The sequence below is a fragment of the Microcella frigidaquae genome (assembly GCF_014200395.1).
Classification (GTDB): Bacteria; Actinomycetota; Actinomycetes; order Actinomycetales; family Microbacteriaceae; genus Microcella; species Microcella frigidaquae.
In genome coordinates, this window is sequence record NZ_JACHBS010000001.1 from 1,324,339 (window position 1) to 1,338,033 (window position 13,695).

Here is a 13,695-nt window from a genome sequence, read left to right on the forward strand (position 1 = left end):
TCCTCTCAGTCCAGTCCGAACAGCGCGAGATACCCCCGCGCGATCGGCTCACCCAGCAGGATCCCCATCCAGGCTCCCCCCAGCATCCACGGCCCGAAGGGGATTCCCGTGGTGCGACGCGCCCGGCGCGCCGCGATCAGCACGAGGGCCGCGAGGCCTCCGAGCAGGAACGCTCCGAGCGCACCGACGGCGAGCGCCTCCCAGCCGACCCACCCGAGCACGAGCCCGATGACGCCGGCGAGCTTCACATCGCCCATCCCCATGCCGCGCGGCGAGATGAGCGCGAGAGCGAGGTAGAAGATGAACAGGATGCCCGCCCCGGCCGCGGCCCGCCCAGCCGCCTCCCCCGCTCCGGTGAGGAGCGCGGCGGAACCGAGCAGCACCGCGAGCACGGCATAGGAGGGCAGCACGATCCGGTCGGGGAGGCGATGGGTCTCGAGATCGATCGCGGTCAGGGCGATGCTGATGCCGGCGAACCACAGCAGCGCGACCAGCTCGAGCACCGCAGCCGCGACGTCGGCCGGGGTCGTTGCGGCGAGGATGCGCGGCGCGACGAGGGCGGCGAGCCCGGCGAAGCTCAGGGCCGTGGCGAGCTCGACGACCGCGTAGCGCGCCGCGATGGGCGCCGCGCACGACCGGCAGCGCCCACGCAGAAGGAGCCAGGAGAGCACGGGGATGTTGTCGCCAGGCCGGATCGGCGCCGCGCAGCTCGGGCACGCGCTCGGCGGGGAGACCACCGAGAGGCCGCGCGGCACCCGGTGGATCACGACGTTGAGGAAAGAACCGATCGCGGCACCGAGCACCCCGACGATGAGCGGCATGACGACCGTCATCGGCGCCCGTGCGTCACGGAGGTGGACGGATTCATCACGCAGGAACGTCGATGTCGGTGTACTCGATCAGGTCGCCAGGGGTGCCGGGCAGCGGCTCGCCGCCGACCGCGCCGCCGCCACCGGGGCCGCCCGCGCCATTGCCGAGGTCGAACCCGGGGATGCCGATCGGCACGTAGGTGAGCTCGCTGTTGTTCGAGAAGGACACGTTCGAGGCGTAGTACTGCCCGCGCCAAGTGAGGCTGTTGCTATTGAACACCGGGCACGGCGTGTAAACGATGACCGCGATGGGCGCTTCGAGCTCGTTCTGGTTGTTGATGTCGATGCGGCCGCAGCCGGTGCTGGTGGGCTTGCCGTCCGCCACCGTGTCCGGCGTGATGAAGCGCAGGGCGCGGTCGATGCTCCCGTTCGAGACCGCGGTGAAGTCCTCGATGTTCGCGGTGCGCGGCAGGATGAACGTGATGTCGGTGCGCATGGTCAGCTTCCACTTGGCACTCGACGAGATCGTGAACGACGAGCAGGCGCGAGCATCGATGACGGTCGGTGTCGTGTACCCGCTGATCGCGGTCACCGCCGCCGAGCTCACCGTCTTGTTGTCGATGATGCAGGAGCCGCCCCAGGTGCGCACCGTCCAGCCGCGCGACTGCCAGTCGGCGGCGACGAAGTTCACGTCGACCCACGGCGGACGCGTGGGCGCCACGACATCGGCGCGGTTGTAGAACACCGGGTCGGCGCCCGTCGTGCGCGCCACCGAGCAGGCGTCACCGGCAGCGTCCCAGCCCGTCGCACCGGTCGTGCAGCGCTGGCCCCAGCTGTCGATCTCGCCGCGGGCGTAGACACCGCCCTCGATCGTGGTGCTCGGGTCGATGCGCGTGAGTCCGGTGCCGGCGGCGATGACATCTCCGCCGATGGTCTTGTTGCCCTGCAGCGTCACGGTGCCCGACGCCCAGACATTGCCCCCGGCGCTGCAGGTGTTGTCGAGCTGGATGTTGCCGTTCGCGGCGACGATATCGCCCTCAACGTACACGCTGTTGCTGCAGAGGATGTTGCCCTCAGCGACGATGACGTTGGCCTGGTTGCCGTTGAAGGAGAGCAGCTCGAGGCTGTTCGCGAGACCCGGCGTGCCGTAGCTGAAGACCGCGGCACCCGTCACCGCCGCGGTGTTCGCACCGGGGCGCCAGGTGTAGATGGCCTGCACGGCCGAGGCGTCACCGGCCGAAGCCGACTCGGCGACACCCTCGTCGGCTGCGAAGCCCACCGACTGGATGCGGATCTGCGTCGCGGCATCGATCGGACAGCCGGCGGTCCAGGCCGCCGCCGTGCTGATGCGGTAGGCGATGGTGGACTCGAAGAAGGGCGCCGCGGCAGCGGCACCGGTGAGCGCCGGGTCGACCGAGCCCTGGGTCGCCGTCAGCTCGCCGGAGGCAGGGCAGTCGTCGGCGAAGAGCGCCGCGATCATCGCGTCGACGCCCGCCTCGGCGGCGGCGTTCGACTGCACGCTGGCCCGCGTGAGGGACGTGAAGCCGAGTGCCTGCACCGTGGCGCTGGTGACCGTCATCGTGATGATCGAGGTCACGGCGAGAAGGCCGATGACGGCGATCATGGCGTTGCCGCGCTCGCCGTCGGCACGGCCGAGGCGATCGATGCGGCGGAGGCTGCGGCGCAGAGGGCTGATCAGAAGCATTGCGGGCTCGCATTCGATTGAGGACCACGGCCAGTGGCGGCCGTCACGAAGAGGGATGCGGGGCCGGCGTCCCCGTCGACGGTGAAGTTCACGGCCACGCCGCGCGTGCCCTGCGCGGCGAACACCGGCTGCGGGGTTCCACCGCTGCCGATGACGGGCTCGATTCCAGCGCTCACGACAGTCCATTCGGAGCCGACGGCTCCGGGGGTGGGCGCCGTGATCAGCGACGTGCTCGACCGCTGGTAGACCTGGCCGAGGGTCGCGTCGTAGAAGAAGGCGTGGCAGCGTGCGGTGCCGCCGGCGGTGGTGCGCACCCGCACGGTGACGGACTGCCCGCCGGAGATCGGGGTCACCTGGACGGCGGTCGAGTTGCGCACGATCTGCTCGACGCTGTTCGCCACGAGCTGGCCGTCGGTGGTCGAGCCGGTCACGTCGCGCACGGTGCGGTCGGCCTGGATGGCGCTGATGACCACGCTCGCGACGATCGTGATGACGACGCCGAAGAGCGCCGAGGCGATGAGGAGCTCGATGAGCGTGAATCCGCGGTCGTCGGCGGTGCGGGCGGCGGCGCGGCTCTGTCGGCGCATCACGACGGCGCTCACGGCGTGCCGTCCAGGTAGATGAGGGTGCGCGCGTCAGCGATCGGTGTGCGGGTCGCGTCGGCCAGATCGAACGCGACGACGGTGACGCGCATCGCCGTGCCGTCCGTGCACGACGCGACAGCGGGCACCGACGTGACCACCCGGAGAGTGACGCCCTGGGCGTCGACGGTGTCGCTCGTCGCGTTGAGCAGCTGGGCGCCCGCGCAGTCGGCCGCCCCGCGCGTCCGGGCCGCGTCGATCGCCTGCGACACGAGACGGTTCGCGGTCGCGCTCGTCGAGTTGACCTCGGAGGCGCGGAGGGCCGTGACGAGGACCGGGACGAAGGCGATCGCCAGGAGGGAGATCAGGAACATCGAGATGATGATCTCGATGAGTCCGATGCCGCGATCATCCGCGGCGGCGCGACGGGCGTCGGCGGGCACGACGGCACGCGGAGCGAGTGCTCGCTGCTGCGTCATAGTGATCCCCCCGATCCTGTCGCGATGGTGCGTGTCTGTTCAGTTGTCGAGATTCGGTCGCTCTAGTGTGACCGATTCGCCCGAGAATCGGCAGATGGGGCCGCCCAGGGGCGGCCCCATCCGATCGATCGTGACGATCTGCTCCGGATTACGGGCAGGGGACCTCAGCGGGGCCCGCAGCGCCGGGGCCGACGCTGAAGACGGCGCCGCTGGCGCTGACGGCCTCGAGGCAGAAGTTCAGACCACCGGTGGCGATCTCGACGCTGCCCGGGAAGCCCAGGTCGGTGAGCGCCTGCGGAGCGGCGCCGGCGAGAGCGGCGTCGGGGCCGTCGGGGTCGGACACCAGCGAGCTGACCACGGCGACCTTGGCGGTGGCGAGGTCGGAGATGGCGGCCGAGTTCTGCGCCTGCGCCTGCTGGCCCAGGAACACCGGGACGGCGATCGCGGCGAGGATGCCGATGATGATGACGACGACGAGAAGCTCGATCAGGGTGAAGCCCTTCTCGTCGTTCTCGATGCGCTCGAGGCGGTTCTGCAGAGCAGTGCGAATGGACATGTGTCCGTTTCCTTTCCCATCAAGTGAAGGTTGACAGGTGGGCCCCCCACGGAACATGAAACCGGCCCCCCAGGTGATTACTGTGCCACTCCCAGCCCCTTCAGGGCATCCCCCGTGCGGGGGACAGTGCGGCGTGTCGATTAGATCTGGTTGAAGACGTCGAATATCGGAAGGTAGAGCGCCACGATCATGCCACCCAGGATGACGCCGAGGAAGGCGATCATGAGCGGCTCGATCAGCGAGGTGAGCGCCTCGGTCGTGCTCTGCACCTCGCTGTCGTAGAAGTCGCTGATCTTCTCGAGCATGGTCTCCAGCGCACCCGAGTCCTCGCCGACGGCGATCATCTGGGTGACCATGGTCGGGAAGATCGGCTCGGTCGCGAGCGGCGCGGCGATCGAGCGCCCCTGCCGCACCGAGTCCTGCACCGATTGCACCGCCTGCTCGACCTGCCAGTTGCCGGAGGTCGAGCCGACGATCGAGAGCGCCTGCAGGATCGGCACGCCGGCGCCGATCATCGTGCCGAAGTTGCGCGTGAAGCGGGCGATGGCGATCTTCTTGAACAGCTCGCCGAACACGGGCATCTTGAGCAGCGCGGGCTCCCACACCGAGCGGAACTTCGGGGTGTGACGGTTGGCGCGCCACCAGATCGTGCCGACGATGATGGCGACGATCACGAGCGGCCCGAGCCAGACCATGTTCTGCGAGATGACGACGAGGATGCGCGTGGGAAGCGGAAGCTCTCCCCCGAGATCCTTGAAGAGGTCGTCGAAGACCGGGACGATGAACAGGATCATGCCGACGACGGCGAGCAGCGCCATGATCAGGACGACGACCGGATAGGTGAGCGCCGACTTGATCGTGGCCTTGAGCTCGACCTCCTTGTCGTAATTCTTCGCGATCGAGTCGAGCGAGGTCTCGAGGAAGCCGCCGACCTCGCCCGCGCGGACGAGATTGACGAAGATCGGCGGGAAGATGCGCGGATGCTTCGCCAGGCTGTCGGAGAACGTGCTGCCCTCCTCGACCCCCGAGCGCACTTCGTCGAGCGTGGACGCGAGCTTCGGGTTCTCCGACTGGTCGGCGAGGATCGTCAGCGCCTTCAGCAGCGGCAGACCGGCACTGATCATGGTGGCGAGCTGGCGGCTCATCACCGCGAGGTCCTTGATGCTGACCTTCTTGTCGAAGAGCCCGCCGAACGAGATCTCGCGCTGGAGGCCCGTGCCGCCGGTCACCTGCTCGATCGAGATGGGGGCGATGCCCATGGTGCGCAGGCGCGAGACGACCGAGGCCTCGCCCGCTGCATCGACGCGGCCCTTGACGACCTTGCCGCTGGAGTCGCGGCCCGTGTAGGCGAAGGTGAGAGTCGCCGCCATTACCGGGCACCCCCGAATCCGTCGGCGAACGGCTGACCCGCCGGGGCGCCGTCAGGAGCGGCACGATGGACGAGACGATTGAAGTTCTCGGGGTCCTGCATCTTCGCCTGCGCGGCCTCGTGGGTGACCATGTGGCTGTTCACGAGGTCGGCGAGGTGCTGGTCCATCGTGTGCATGCCGGCATCGCGGCCCGCCTGGAGCGCCGAGGTGATCTGGTAGGTCTTGCCCTCGCGGATCAGGTTGGCGATGGCGCCCGTGGTCATCATGATCTCCGTCGCGATAATGCGGCCCTGGCCGGTGGCGCGCGGCAGCAGCGTCTGACAGACCACACCCTGCAGGGTGAGCGCGAGCTGCGAGCGCACCTGGCCCTGCTGGTGCGGCGGGAAGACGTCGATGATGCGGTCGATCGTCTGCGCGGCCGACTGCGTGTGCAGCGTCGCGAAGACGAGGTGGCCGGTCTCGGCCGCGGTGAGCGCGGTCGAGACCGTCTCGAGATCGCGGAGCTCGCCGATGAGGATCACATCCGGGTCCTGCCGCAGCACGCGCTTGAGCGCGTCGGCGAAGGAGTGCGTGTCGGAGCCGACCTCGCGCTGGTTGACGAGCGCGCGCTGGTTGCGGTGGACGAACTCGATCGGGTCCTCGATCGTGACGATGTGGTCGGCACGCGTCTTGTTCACCAGGTCGATGAGCGCGGCGAGCGTTGTCGACTTGCCCGAGCCGGTCGGCCCGGTGACGAGAACCAGCCCGCGCGGGAGCGCGGCGAACTTCGCCACCACACCGGGCACGCCGAGCTGCTTGAGCGACTTGATCTCGGTCGGGATGAGACGGAAGGCGGCCGCCATCGCGTCGCGGTCCTTGTAGAAGTTCACCCGGAAGCGGAAGTCGCCGCGCGGGCTGATGGCGAAGTCGAGCTCCCACTCGCGCGCGAAGACCTCCCGCTGGTGCTCGTTCATGATCGTCTCGAGCATCGCGGTGACATCGTCGCGGCTCCAGATCGTCGAGCCGGTGGCCGGGGTGAGCTCGCCATCGACGCGCACCATGGGCGGCGCATCCGCGGCCACGTGCAGGTCGGACCCTCCGCGGGCGACGACGTCATCGAGCGCCGCGAGCAGGGCCGGGTGGATGCCCGTCATGGCCTGCGCCGAGCCCAGGGGCGGCGGCGCGGGCAGGGCGGCCGCGCCGAGCGGAGGCGGAGCATCCACAGCCGCGGTCGTCACGGAGGGCGTGGCAGCGGTCGCGACCGGAGCAGCGGGCGGCGGCGCCGTGTACGCCTGCTGCCCGACCGGGGGCGGCGGGGCGAGATGCGGCGCACCGGTCGCGAGATCGGGCAGCGGCGAGACAGTGGGCACCCCGACGGGCGGGGGCGGCGCGAGCACAGGAGCGCCCATCGGCCCTGCCGGCGGCGGCGCGGCGGCCTGCGCCGCAGCCTGCGCGGCCACGGCAACGGCCCCGTCATCGGCGGTGACCGACCATACGCGGCGCGGGGCGCCGCCCTGGTCCACGGCGGGCCCGAGCCCGAGCGAGTCCGTCATGTTCTGCTCCTTCTGCCGCTGCGCGTCAGGCGACGACGCGCAGCACTTCCTCGATCGAGGTCAGGCCGGCCCGGACCTTCGCCCAGCCGTCCTGCCGCAAGGTCAGCATGCCCTGCTCGGTCGCCGTCTGCATGATCTCGATGCTCGACGCGCGGGCGACCGCGAGACGCTCGATCTCCTCCGAGACCATCATGACCTCGTGGAGGGCCAGTCGGCCGCGGTACCCGGTGCCCGAGCAGGCCGAGCACCCGACCGCGTGGTAGAACCGCGGCGAGAGCTCATCCTCACGGCGGCCGAAGCCGAGGCTGTCGAGGTGCGGGGGCTCGTACTCTTGCAGCTGCTTGCAGCGGTCGCAGAGTCGGCGAGCCAGTCGCTGGGCGACCACGCAGTCGAGCGCCGAGCCGACCAGGAACGGCTCGATGTCCATCTCGATGAGGCGCGTGATGGCGCTCGGCGCGTCGTTCGTGTGCAGGGTCGATAGCACGAGGTGGCCGGTGAGGGCGGCCTCGATCGCGATCTGGGCGGTCTCCTGGTCGCGGATCTCACCGATAAGGACGACGTCGGGGTCGGAGCGCAGGATGCTGCGCAGGGCGCTCGCGAACGTCAGGCCCGCCTTCGGGTTCACCTGCACCTGGTTGATGCCGGCCATTCGATACTCGACCGGGTCCTCGACCGTGATGACGTTGATCTCGGGGCGCGCCACCGCGTGCAGCGTCGTGTAGAGGGTGGTCGACTTTCCCGAACCGGTCGGCCCGGTGACGAGGATCATGCCGTAGGGCTTGGTGTACGAGCCGCGGTAGACGGAGAGGTTGCGCTCGAGCATCCCGAGATCGGAGATGTCGCGCTGGGTCGCGTTGTTGTCCAGGATGCGCATGACGACCTTCTCGCCCCAGACCGTGGGCAGTGTCGCGACGCGGAGGTCGATCACCTGCCCGCCGTGCTGCACCGACATGCGGCCGTCCTGCGGGCGCCGGCGCTCGGCGATGTTGATGTCGCTCATGATCTTGAGGCGCGAGATGACGCCGTTCTGGATGTTCTTCGGCGCCTGCTGGACGTCGTGGAGGACGCCGTCGATGCGGTACCGCACGCGCATCTCGAACTCGCCCGGCTCGATGTGGATGTCGGAGGCGAGATCCTGGATCGCCTGGCCGATGATGAGGTTCACGAACCGCACGATCGGGGCGTCGTCGGCGTCGGCCTCGCGCACCGCGATCTCGTCGGAGGACGAGGGGGCCGACTCCTCCTCGATCGCGGTCGTGAGGTCGCTCAGCTCACTGTCAGCGCGGTGGAAGCGGTTGATGGCGGCGAGAAGGTCGTTCTTCTCGGCGACGACCGCGACGACGTGCATGCGGGTGATGGCCCGCACGTCATCCATGGCGAGCACGTCGCCCGGCTCGACCATCGCGAGCGTGATCGTCGTGGCCGTGGCGTGGATGGGCAGCACGCTGTGCCGTCGACACAGGGCCGCAGGGACCATCGCCACCGCGGTGCGGTCGACCGGGTACTCGGCGAGCTCGACGAACGAGAGACCGGCGACCTCGGCCTTGGCGGAGGCGACCTGCGCGGGGCTCACGAGCCCGCGCTCGAGAAACTCGCCGACGACGGCCTCGTCGCCCTCGTCGCGCACCTTGTCGAGCGACTCGATGGGCAGCAGCCCACGGATGATGAGCACTTCACTCACGGATACCACGGCAGAACCCTCCCCCCTGGATGCAAGCCGCTCGAGCGCGAGGGGCTTGCACGGACTGCCAGACCGTCACGGTACGACACGCCGTACTGCCGACAATAGTCCCGTGTTCGGGGGTAGTCCACACCAGTCACATTGTTAACATCAGCCCCACGCGGATGCCCGGGCGTGCACGGTATTCGGAGCGACTGCTCGCGGAGGTGGCTCAGGGCAGGATGATCGAGCCGTCGAGCGCGCAGGAAGCGCCCTGGGTCGGCACGACGCGCTGGGTGCTTGCCCACGTGTCGACGAGCTGATCGTGGGTCGCGGCGAGGCAGAAGTCGGTGCCGGTGCCGGTCATATCGAGGGTCACCGCGGGGTCGGCCGCCCCCGCGAGGATCGCGTCGCGCTCGGCGAGCGTCGGCAGCTGACCCTCCTCGACGACGGCGAGAGTGACGGCGAGGCGGGCGGTCGCGAGCGCGGCCTGGGTGGACGACGCCCGCGCCTGATCGAGCGCGCCGAGGAAGACAGGCACGGCGACCGCCGCCAGGATGCCGGCGATCAGGATGACCACGAGCAGCTCGATGAGCGTGAAACCCCGATCGTCCGGGGGCCCCGGACGCCCAGCGACCCGTGGACGACCGCCCGTCGATCCCGCTCTGCGAACCCGCACGAGCGACATCCAACCCCCGGGCCCGCCCGCCCGCCAGACCCCCGAACGGGGAGAGCCCGCGGAGCCGATGGCTCCGCGGGCTCTCCCGGTGGTGCGACGCCTAGACGATATGGGTCTTCGGTCTGGTTCTTGAGGCTGGGGCCTCGATTCGCGTATTCGTGGGTTGCCAGCCGTTGAGGGCTGGCCTGTCCACCAGGCGAATGGAGGCCCCAGTTGAGAATCCAGCGTACGAGCGTCGGTCTGGACGTGCACGCCCGCAGCGTCGTGGGATGCGCGATCGACGAGGACACTGGGGAAGTGATCCGTCACCGTTTCGGCTACGACCCCGCGGCAGTGCTGGAGTGGGTGCGGAGCCTGCCGCAGCCGGCAGCGGTGACGTATGAGGCCGGGCCGACCGGGTTCGCTCTGGCCCGCTTGTTCACCGCCGCAGGCATCGAGTGCCTCGTGGCGGCGCCGTCGAAGTTGCAGCGCCCGGTCGGGGAGCGAGTCAAGACCGACGCCAGGGACGCGATGCATTTGGCAAGACTGCTGCGACTGGGAGAGATCGTCGCGGTTGCCGTGCCCACGATCGAGCAGGAAACCGCACGCGACCTGGTGCGAGCACGAGAGGACAATCGGGGTGAGCTGATGGCTGCACGGCATCGGCTCTCGAAGCTGCTGTTGCGCCACGGGATCATCTATGACGGCAAGCAGGCGTGGACCGGCGCGCATGATGCCTGGCTGCGCCGGCAAAGGTTCGACCATCCCGGACTGCAGGCCGCGTTCGATGCCGACTACGAAGCAGTGCAGCAGGTGCGCGCCCGCAAAGACCGACTCGACGCGATCATCGAGCAGATGGCCGCGACCAGCAACTACGCGCCCGTGGTGCGACGCCTGGGGTGCTTGCGCGGGATCTCGACCTTGACCGGGTTCGGCCTCGCGGTCGAGATCGGCAACTGGGAGCGCTTCACCGGATCCAGCATCGGCGCGTTCGTCGGGCTGGTGCCCTCAGAGCACTCCTCCGGACAGTCACGCTCGCAAGGCTCGATCACCAAGACCGGCAACACTCACGCCCGCCGCCTGCTGGTCGAGGCCGCCTGGCATCACCGCAAACCCTATCGGCCCGGAGCGGTGATGCAGGCCCGGTGGGCTGCCGCGCCCAGCCTCGCCGTGTCCCGCGGCGACGACGGCAACCGGCGCCTGCATCAGAAATGGCAGCACTTCACCGCACGCAAGAAGCGGCCCACGATCGCGAACGTCGCCATCGCCCGCGAGCTCGCCGGCTGGTGCTGGTCCCTGGCTGTGATGCCCGACTGACCTGGGCCCCCTGACCGGTCGGTTCAGACGGCAGGTGACGGCAGCGCGAGGAGCGACCCGCGGAACAGCTATGAGCAGCCCGCCCGAAGGGCAGGCGACGCTCGATCCTAGACAAGCGGAACCGCTCCAGCCGAACAGCACGTCCTGCGGTAACCAACCCGCGCATATCAGTCTGACCGCGCGTCGCCCACGACACGCACGACACCCACACCGCCCGCGCCGACCACACGAAAGAGCGCCCGAAGCATGATCACTCCGGGCGCTCTTTCCCCTGCCACTTGACAGGAATCAGTCACATATCAGCTGTAGTTCCTAGGGACGTTGTTCAGGTCGGGCTCCTCCAGGCTTGAGGGTGTCTAGTCGCTCTCACCTGAAGGAGCCCGATGGAGCTTCACGCTAATGCCCGTTTGTCTGTTGAAGGTCGACGACTGCTGTGTCGACGCGTTCGCGAGCTGAACTGGAAGGTCGCCGACGCGGCCTTCGCGGGCGGGATCAGCGAACGTCGCGCCTACGAATGGTTGGCCCGGTTCGATGCCGGCGAAACCCTCGCTGACCGGTCGTCACGGCCGAAGTCGTCCCCGAAGAAGACCCCAGCCAGTGTTGAAGCGGCCATCGTGCGCCTGCGAACACTGCGCAAAACGGCGTCCACGATCGCTGCGATCCTGCAGATGGCGGTCTCGACAGTCTGCGCGGTGCTGGCCCGCGTCGGGTTGAACCGACTGTCGAAGTTGGAGCCCGTCGAGCCGGCGAACCGGTATTGCCGTCGCCATGCCGGGGAGCTGATCCACCTGGACATCAAGACGTTGGGCCGCTTCCGCCGCCCCGGCAAACGCGCCCTCGGCCAGGGAGCAGACCGACGCAGTCGGAAAGCCGGTTGGGAGGCGGTGCATGTCGCCGTCGATGATGCGACCCGACTGTCTTACGTGGAGGTGTTGCCTGACCAGACGGCTGCGACCACGGTCGGGTTCCTGCACCGCGCGATCGCGTGGTTCGCCCGGCATGGCGTGATCGTGCAGGAGGTGATGACCGACAACGGGTCCGCGTATGTCTCCCGGCTGTGGGCGGCAACGTGCGCCGAGGTGGGGCTGGTGCATATTCGCACGCGCCCGTACCGGCCGCGCACGAACGGCAAGGCCGAACGGTTCATCCAGACGCTGTTGCGGGAATGGGCGTACGCGGCGACCTACCGCGACAGTGACCACCGACGAGCGGTGCTGCCAGAATGGGTGCGCTACTACAACACTCAGCGACCCCACGGTTCCCTCGGCCACAAGGCGCCCATGACCGTCCTCGCGGCGGCATGAACAACGTCCCTAGGAACTACAGCTAGCGCCGCCCGCCGCGAATTCGCCGGGGGTCGGGCCGCGCGGTCGCGGCATCTCGGTGCCGCACCCGCGCGTGGAGACTCAGTCGCGCAAGCGCCGGCAGAGCGCGGTCAGCTCGGCGAGCTCGTCGGGCGAGAGCCGCCCGCCGACCCGCCGCGAGATCGACTCCACATGGTTGACCGCGACCCGCTTGAACAGCTCGTAGCCGGCCGGGGTCAGGGCGACGATCGTGCCGCGCGCGTCGGTCGCGTCGGGCAGCTTCTCGACGAGGCCGCGCTGGGCGAGGCGGTCGATGAGGCGGCTGACGCTGGGCTGGCTCAGCAGGAGGTGCGGGATCAGGTCGCGGATGCGCAGCCGACGGCCGTCCGCCCGAGACAGGTTGAACAGCACGTCGTACTCGGTGAACGAGATCTCGTTGGTGGGGAACTCCGCTGTGAGCTGCCGCAGGACCGAGACCTGGGCGCGGAACAGTGCCTCCCACGCGTCGACCGCGAGCGCCTTCTCCGTCATGCGCCAACTCTATGCGTCGGAATGGGCCATTCGCGTGCGATCTGTGCGCGGCCAGGAATGGCGAAGGGCCGGTCGCTGAGGCGAGCGACCGGCCCTCTTCCCTTGCACCAAGAGTGTCCTGCAATCACATTCCGCGTCTCCCGCCACAGCAAACGATCGACGCATGACGAATGTATAACGGAAAGATAACGGTGTCTAGTTATCGTTCCGTTATTTTTCCTGGGGATCCCCGATGCGTCGCCCGAGCGCCCCGTCGGGCGGGCGAGGGCGATCCGCGCCGGTCAGAAGAAGTCGGGGCTCGGCGTCGACGCGTACCGGATCGACACGTCCGCGTGGCGGTCGAAGCGGTAGCCCGCGCCGCGCACCGTGCGCACGATGTCGTCGTAGCCGCCGAGCTTCGCGCGCAGCCGACGCACGTGCACGTCGATCGTGCGCTCGTTCGGCACGTCGTCATCGCCCTCGGCGCCGTCGGCCCACAGCGCGCTGATCAGCTCGGCGCGCTCGATGGTGCGGCCCTCGCGCAGCACCAGGTACTGCAGCAGCTCGAACTCCTTGTACGTGAGCGCCGCGGTCTCCCCATCGAGCAGCACTCGCTTGCGCGAGATGTCGATGACGACGCCCTCGGCGACCGGCTCGGTGGGAGCCTCGTCGGTGCGGCGGTAGCGGGCGAGGGCCGACGGATCCTGCAGGGCGAGCCGCACGACATCGACGTCGCGGCCGCCCGCACCCGCCGGGGCGAGAGCGACGGCGGCGTGCGTCTCGGCTGTCGGCGCGAGCTCGGCGGTGAGCCGCTTCAACTCGGTGACCAGGCGGCCGAGGTCGATTCCCGCGGCGGCGGCCTTCGCTTCGTCGAGACCGACGTAGAGCACGAAGCCGCGGGCCTCGGTGCCATCGGGTACCGCGCGCAGGCGCGGGGCGGCCGATGCACCCGGGGCGGGGGCGGGCGGTGCCACGACACCCGGAGCGGGGGCGGCGGCGGGACGGGAGGTGGTCGGACGGGGGGAGAGAGCGGCGAGCGACATGGAGGAGACGCTTTCTGCGGAGTCGAACGGTTCGCCGCGCGGCGGTCGAGCGTTCGGAGCGGGTGAGTCGAGGGTGCGCGCGTCGCGGCCCGGAGCATCCGGAGCCGGAGCGGAGAGTCGGCGCTCGTCGCGATCGGACATCGTCAGGCGATGGATCGGCAGAGGGGCACG

The 13,695-nt window shown here is 69.3% G+C and carries 13 protein-coding genes; 2 read left to right on the forward strand and 11 right to left on the reverse strand.

Annotated elements, in window-relative coordinates; translation table 11 throughout:
• Nucleotides 1–5: 5 nt before the first annotated feature.
• From BJ959_RS06595 to BJ959_RS06635, 9 genes are all read right to left on the reverse strand, one after another.
• Complete coding sequence (locus BJ959_RS06595; RefSeq protein WP_153982764.1) at nt 6–833, reverse strand: prepilin peptidase; 828 nt, start codon at nt 831–833, stop codon at nt 6–8.
• A 34-nt stretch (nt 834–867) separates the two neighbouring features.
• Nucleotides 868–2,514, reverse strand: coding sequence for a hypothetical protein (locus BJ959_RS06600; RefSeq protein WP_153982763.1), 1,647 nt, complete (start codon nt 2,512–2,514; stop codon nt 868–870).
• Nucleotides 2,505–3,116 carry a PulJ/GspJ family protein gene (locus BJ959_RS06605; RefSeq protein WP_153982762.1) on the reverse strand — a complete coding sequence of 204 codons (612 nt, stop codon included), beginning with the start codon at nt 3,114–3,116 and terminating at the stop codon, nt 2,505–2,507. Before BJ959_RS06605 ends, BJ959_RS06600 begins: the two co-directional genes overlap by 10 nt.
• Complete coding sequence (locus BJ959_RS06610; protein ID WP_153982761.1) at nt 3,113–3,574, reverse strand: type IV pilus modification PilV family protein; 462 nt, start codon at nt 3,572–3,574, stop codon at nt 3,113–3,115. Before BJ959_RS06610 ends, BJ959_RS06605 begins: the two co-directional genes overlap by 4 nt.
• A gap of 148 nt (nt 3,575–3,722) precedes the next feature.
• Nucleotides 3,723–4,130: a type II secretion system protein gene (locus BJ959_RS06615; protein ID WP_153982760.1), complete on the reverse strand. Its 408-nt coding sequence runs from the start codon at nt 4,128–4,130 to the stop codon at nt 3,723–3,725.
• A gap of 140 nt (nt 4,131–4,270) precedes the next feature.
• Nucleotides 4,271–5,500 (reverse strand): type II secretion system F family protein, encoded by a 1,230-nt coding sequence (locus BJ959_RS06620; protein ID WP_153982759.1) that lies wholly within the window; start codon nt 5,498–5,500, stop codon nt 4,271–4,273.
• The gene (locus tag BJ959_RS06625; RefSeq protein ID WP_279535934.1) at nt 5,500–7,032 is read right to left on the reverse strand and encodes a type IV pilus twitching motility protein PilT; all 1,533 of its coding nucleotides are present in this window, start codon (nt 7,030–7,032) and stop codon (nt 5,500–5,502) included. The genes BJ959_RS06620 and BJ959_RS06625 overlap by 1 nt, the downstream gene beginning before the upstream one ends.
• A 25-nt stretch (nt 7,033–7,057) precedes the next feature.
• Nucleotides 7,058–8,722: an ATPase, T2SS/T4P/T4SS family gene (locus tag BJ959_RS06630; RefSeq protein ID WP_153982758.1), complete on the reverse strand. Its 1,665-nt coding sequence runs from the start codon at nt 8,720–8,722 to the stop codon at nt 7,058–7,060.
• Between the two features lie 202 nt (nt 8,723–8,924).
• Nucleotides 8,925–9,272, reverse strand: a complete 348-nt coding sequence (locus BJ959_RS06635; protein WP_165879044.1) for a hypothetical protein — start codon at nt 9,270–9,272, stop codon at nt 8,925–8,927.
• A gap of 312 nt (nt 9,273–9,584) precedes the next feature.
• Between BJ959_RS06635 and BJ959_RS06640 the strand changes: the two genes are divergently transcribed.
• Together BJ959_RS06640 and BJ959_RS06645 are read left to right on the forward strand one after the other, a co-directional pair.
• On the forward strand, nt 9,585–10,667 hold the full coding sequence (locus BJ959_RS06640) for an IS110 family RNA-guided transposase (protein WP_183321837.1): 1,083 nt from the start codon (nt 9,585–9,587) through the stop codon (nt 10,665–10,667).
• A 383-nt stretch (nt 10,668–11,050) separates the two neighbouring features.
• Nucleotides 11,051–11,971: an IS481 family transposase gene (locus BJ959_RS06645; protein WP_183321834.1), complete on the forward strand. Its 921-nt coding sequence runs from the start codon at nt 11,051–11,053 to the stop codon at nt 11,969–11,971.
• A 102-nt stretch (nt 11,972–12,073) separates the two neighbouring features.
• Here the strand turns inward: BJ959_RS06645 and BJ959_RS06650 are convergent, their stop codons facing one another.
• Entirely contained in the window at nt 12,074–12,502 is a 429-nt protein-coding gene (locus BJ959_RS06650; protein ID WP_153983112.1) for a MarR family winged helix-turn-helix transcriptional regulator, read from the reverse strand.
• A gap of 281 nt (nt 12,503–12,783) precedes the next feature.
• Complete coding sequence (locus tag BJ959_RS06655; RefSeq protein ID WP_153983125.1) at nt 12,784–13,524, reverse strand: winged helix-turn-helix domain-containing protein; 741 nt, start codon at nt 13,522–13,524, stop codon at nt 12,784–12,786.
• Nucleotides 13,525–13,695 lie beyond the last annotated feature (171 nt).

Coding starts and splice junctions, on each gene's coding strand:
- BJ959_RS06610 (WP_153982761.1), bottom strand. CDS start 3,574: ATGACGCAGCAGCGAGCACTCGCTCCGCGTGCCGTCGTGCCCGCCGAC.
- BJ959_RS06650 (WP_153983112.1), bottom strand. CDS start 12,502: ATGACGGAGAAGGCGCTCGCGGTCGACGCGTGGGAGGCACTGTTCCGC.
- BJ959_RS06655 (WP_153983125.1), bottom strand. CDS start 13,524: ATGTCGCTCGCCGCTCTCTCCCCCCGTCCGACCACCTCCCGTCCCGCC.
- BJ959_RS06625 (WP_279535934.1), bottom strand. CDS start 7,032: ATGACGGACTCGCTCGGGCTCGGGCCCGCCGTGGACCAGGGCGGCGCC.
- BJ959_RS06600 (WP_153982763.1), bottom strand. CDS start 2,514: ATGCTTCTGATCAGCCCTCTGCGCCGCAGCCTCCGCCGCATCGATCGC.
- BJ959_RS06595 (WP_153982764.1), bottom strand. CDS start 833: ATGACGGTCGTCATGCCGCTCATCGTCGGGGTGCTCGGTGCCGCGATC.
- BJ959_RS06615 (WP_153982760.1), bottom strand. CDS start 4,130: ATGTCCATTCGCACTGCTCTGCAGAACCGCCTCGAGCGCATCGAGAAC.
- BJ959_RS06620 (WP_153982759.1), bottom strand. CDS start 5,500: ATGGCGGCGACTCTCACCTTCGCCTACACGGGCCGCGACTCCAGCGGC.
- BJ959_RS06645 (WP_183321834.1), top strand. CDS start 11,051: ATGGAGCTTCACGCTAATGCCCGTTTGTCTGTTGAAGGTCGACGACTG.